Genomic DNA, 4,638 nt, shown 5'->3' on the forward strand with positions numbered 1-4,638 from the left:
CCTGGAGCACATCCAGCTATAATAAGCAAAACTAATCCACTCAATAACTTTAAAGTTACTTTCATTTTTCCTCTCCTTCAATGATTTTTTACGATAAGATTGCTTAAAGCTTGTTGATGTTTTATGTTCCTCTGTCCATACAAATTTGAAACACGTTGAATACCAATACAATCAACCCATACACTTAGTGCAAAAGATAAAAAGAACTGAGGATTACTCTTAATCACACCAACATTAAGAAACTACTACGGTAGACATTCAGGTCTGTTTCTATTTATTTGACAATGGGGACTGTTCAAGCGTTTCTTAACACTTCTTTGAGGAATGACAGCTCCTGAACGACAAATCGGAAAACGAGGATCAAAAAGCTCACACGAACTCAAATATCCGGATTTATACCTAAAACCTGCTTGAACCATGCAAGCTTCAATTAATGCCTTCGCATTTCCATCTAATTTTCTGTTGTATTCATCATGATAATAAGGTGTTGGCATACCACATTCCAACAGCGCCTTCCCTATATCAATTGTATCTGCACCAGGCTTATCCCATAATTCCCAAGCTGATAAGGGAACCTCAGCTTTATACTCACATCCAGCTGTAGTTAGGAGAGCTATGCAGCTCAATAGTTTTAAAGTTTTCTTCATTTTTACCCCCTTTCAATGGATTTATTTACAATAAAAAGGCTTGAAAGCCTGTTGATGATTTTATCTCTGGTTTTCAAGACAGTTCAGAACTGAGATGGTGGATGAAGAGAACAATCCCGCACAAGCATGAAAACGCATGAATGTGGGGATTGTAGTTTCCACAAATAACAATACTTAAGGTTGGCATTCATCCGCATTTTTGTACCTTTTACAAAAAGGGCTGTTTAAGCGCTTTTCAACACTTCGTTTCGGAATGACAGCACCAGGTTGGCAAATAGGAAGGTTTTCGGCTTTAAAATTCTCACACCAAGTTCCTACTTCTCTTTCAAGTTTATCACGGAACCCTGCTTGGATCATGCAAGCATAAATTGTTGCACTATCATTGTAGCTCAAGCGCCTATTTTCTCTATCAAGATATTCAGGGCTCGGCATCCCACATTCTAACAAGGCTTTTCCTATCTCAGTAAAGTCTGCTCCTGGCTTCTCCCACCCATATACGTTGCCTAGAGGAGGCTTGTCGATGTTACATCCAGCGATATTTAAGAGAACTATCCCACTTAATAATCTTAAAATTTGTTTCATTTTTTACTCCTTGAAGGGATGTATGTACGTTTAGGGAATCCATAAGCTTGTCGACACTTTCCATCCGCATGACTATAACAATCATGAGGACTAGGGTGACCAGATAGTACTTTCTTTGCCTCTTTCACTGCGTTACTACCAAGGGGTCTCTGGTGAAAAGTAGCAGGATTTCCACCAAACTTTATACCAACAAAATCATCAGCATGGTTTTCCAAGCCAACAGTGGTTTGCTTGCCATCCCTTAAGATATATAACGTATTTGCCATATTTTGAGTGTTATAAGCTGGACCAAAGAAATTAACCCTTGTTTCCTTTGCTATACCGTGAACACCACGATTTACTAAATTATACGATCCATTTCCTGCTGTTAGGGTACCACGACTATGGGCATCAATATGCAATCCTGTATTGCCATAAAGATACATTGTATTCTGGAACTTCTTGGTCGAATTGGTCAAGCCAAAAAAAGTTTACCTTCCAGAAGCTTCTGAAAAACCGCTATCCCTACTTCTACTTCCCAGTCTTCAGCTTGGGGGAAGTATGTAAAATAAAGGGGATCGTGATCATTATCAGTCAATTGGACAGCATAACGCGCTGCATCATCAGGGGAATTAAAAATACCATTGTAAAACATATGAACAGCGCCATCAGAGCCTTTTTGTAAATGCTTTTCTTCCTCTGGCTTTAAAAAGTGATATAGAGGTATTTTTCTGCCATGACTGTCTTTTTTAGGTTTTCCATTTTCATCGGTTGCATAGAGGACATTGCCATTTTCATCATGCTCAACTTCTCCCTCAGGATGTTTTTTAACATAGCCGATTTTGTAAATTTTATAAAAAGTTCCAATAATTTCATTCAATAAATCATTCCTCCTCTCTAAGCGATTATGAACGATACCCTCAAGTGATGTGGCGTCTATCGGTGCGACAGCTTGGTGGGCTGCTGCGGTGTTGCGGTTGAGAGAGCCAATGTTTTGTCCAGCATCTTGCCCCATCGACCTCTGGTTGGTTTCACCGGTTAAGATGATGGTGCCATCGCTGATAGCCGATTTGGTTTCACCTTCTGCTCCATCCTTGGCTTTACCATGATTTAAAACATTCTTGGCAATGTTTTTTATCGTGTCATTTCCAGAAAGGCTAAAACCATGGCTGCTGGCTTGAGCATGCGCATTGTTGGTGATATCACTGGTGCTGATGCTTCCTGTGATCAAGCTGTTTTTTTCTGCCGGTGCGCTACTGTCGATAATGCCTCCGGTCATGGTTGTTGCACCCACCACTGTAATATCAAAGCCACCATCACCCGCTTTGACGCCGGATTGCTCCACAACGCTGTGATAATCACTAGAGGATTGATCCTTTTGGAAAGAGGCGTTCATGGAGCCTCCATCACCGGTTTTTCCTGCACCAAAGCCAACAGAAACAGAGTTTTGCTTGCTGGAACTTTGTCCCGTATCACTGAGGCTGGTAATGGTGAAATCACCACCAACACCCATCTCTACACGGTTTCCAGAAACCACGGCGCCTGCTAGTGTGGTGTTCCCTCCACTATTGCTATGAACAGTGCCGGTGCCTATAATATGGCTGTTCTTGTGGTGCACTTCATCACTGGAACCTTCCCCTTGACTAAAAGCAGCACTGCCTGTTGCCCCTGCCCCCCCCGTGCCATAACCATAGCCCACACTCATGGAAGTATTTTCACTGCTGTTTTGTGTGCTCTGCGTGTTTTGTGCACTTTCAAAGGTGATATTTTGCCCCGCTATCATATTAATATTTCCGCTCTGTGCATCATTGTCCAGCACATAAATCGGGTTTGTACCTGCAATAATATCGCTCCCCTCACCATGGATGTTTCCTTTGTGAGCATTTATGTTAACAGAACGCCCCCCTTCTATAACTTGAGAAGAGGCCTCTGCCTTTTCAGCCTTAAAGCCTGCCGTAATGCTGGCTGAAACATCCGCCATATTACGAAGGTCACTTTTGCTTGCTCCACCCTTTATCCCATTGTAAAGACCTTTGCCTTTGTTATAGAGATCATAACCTTTTAAACCGCCAAGCAAACCATTGCCGATTTTGTGTTTTGTATCCCCATGACCAAAACGTTTTCCGGCATCCCTTATATCTTGTACCGTGCCAAGAACACCAACATTGACAGAACCTGTCACACCAGCAAAGAACTTTTCATGCTTTTCTTGTACATTAGAGGTATCATAGCTTTCCGATAGGGTGATATTATTGCCAGCATTAATGTTGACATCACGATTTGCTAAAACATTTGTCGCTTGTAAATTCACATCATTGCCGGCATTGATCTGCACATCTTTGCCCGCTTTGAAATTGGATGCTGTATTGAACTTTTCCCATTGATCGCCTTTATCCTTGGCGCCTGCAACCCCAATCCCTACAGAAACACCACTGCGGTTCTTTTCAAACTGAATGCCAAAGCCTGTACGTTCTTCCTTTGAGTTGGTGCTATGGCTATTGTGACCAGGCAAAACATTCACATTATGGACTGCCGAAACATTAATATTTTCCTCTGCGGTAAAGTCAGAACCTACCACGTTCACATCGTCTTTTTTGGCGGTGATGGTAATATTTTTACCATTGAGCGAAGAGCCTTGATGTTCAAAACTTTCTTCATTCTCTGTCTTTGATTCACTCCCAAATATCGAAACAAAGCCCTTGCCTGATCCCACACCAAAACCCGTTTCATGAGTTTCTGAATGGCTGCTATGGTGATCTGTCATGCCATCAATCGTCACGCTTTGTCCTGCCACATTGATATCTCCATTGGCAATCATATGAGAAGCCGTGATTGTGGTCTCTTTTTCGGCATCCAACACAATATTGCCCGTCGCCCCAAGAATGGAGGAAACCGTTGTTGTATGGGATTGAGATGTATCGGAAGATTTGCTACTCAAAAATCCACTTTCTGACGATTGTGCTTGCTGATCATACTTCTCTTGCGCCCCTTTGATGAGAATATTGCCACCAGAGTGAATGGTAATATCGGCTTTTGCTTGGTCTTCTGGCGTTTTTGCTCCTGAAGTCTCCCCTGTCTTGCCGGCTGTGAGTATCGAGGCAACAATTTCCGTGTTGTTTCCTGAATCAATGGCAACACCTTTACCCCCCGATATGAGTGAACCGGAAACTTGGGTCGCATCAATCTTGTTATGCTGGGATTTGCTGCTACTGAACGCCCCGCCCTCTTTATGATACGACATCTCATACTGTAAACTATTTTCCGCATTGTTGATGAGAATATCGTGGCTGGTTTTCAGCCCCACCTTGCCATCAGCCGTAACAGAACTGCCTGTGATGGTGAGATCATGTGGTTTGCCATCTTGCCCTGCAATAGCGGTGATATCACCCCCAGCATTGATCGAAGAGCCAACGGCTCGCGAGGCTTGCAT

Annotated in this window: 2 protein-coding genes and 1 pseudogene; all 3 read right to left on the reverse strand. The window is 42.8% G+C overall.

The features are described from left to right. Positions 1–245: 245 nt before the first annotated feature. Positions 246–647 carry a hypothetical protein gene (locus tag PVV57_RS09560; protein WP_273719535.1) on the reverse strand — a complete coding sequence of 134 codons (402 nt, stop codon included), beginning with the start codon at positions 645–647 and terminating at the stop codon, positions 246–248. Positions 648–821: 174 nt separating this feature from the next. Continuing rightward, complete coding sequence (locus PVV57_RS09565; RefSeq protein ID WP_273719537.1) at positions 822–1,229, reverse strand: hypothetical protein; 408 nt, start codon at positions 1,227–1,229, stop codon at positions 822–824. Then, positions 1,226–4,638 (reverse strand): annotated as a pseudogene (locus PVV57_RS09570) (hemagglutinin repeat-containing protein); the annotation flags it as partial. The gene PVV57_RS09565 and the pseudogene PVV57_RS09570, both read right to left, overlap by 4 nt.

It is taken from the genome of Bartonella sp. AU15XJBT (assembly GCF_028618615.1).
Taxonomy (GTDB): Bacteria; Pseudomonadota; Alphaproteobacteria; order Rhizobiales; family Rhizobiaceae; genus Bartonella.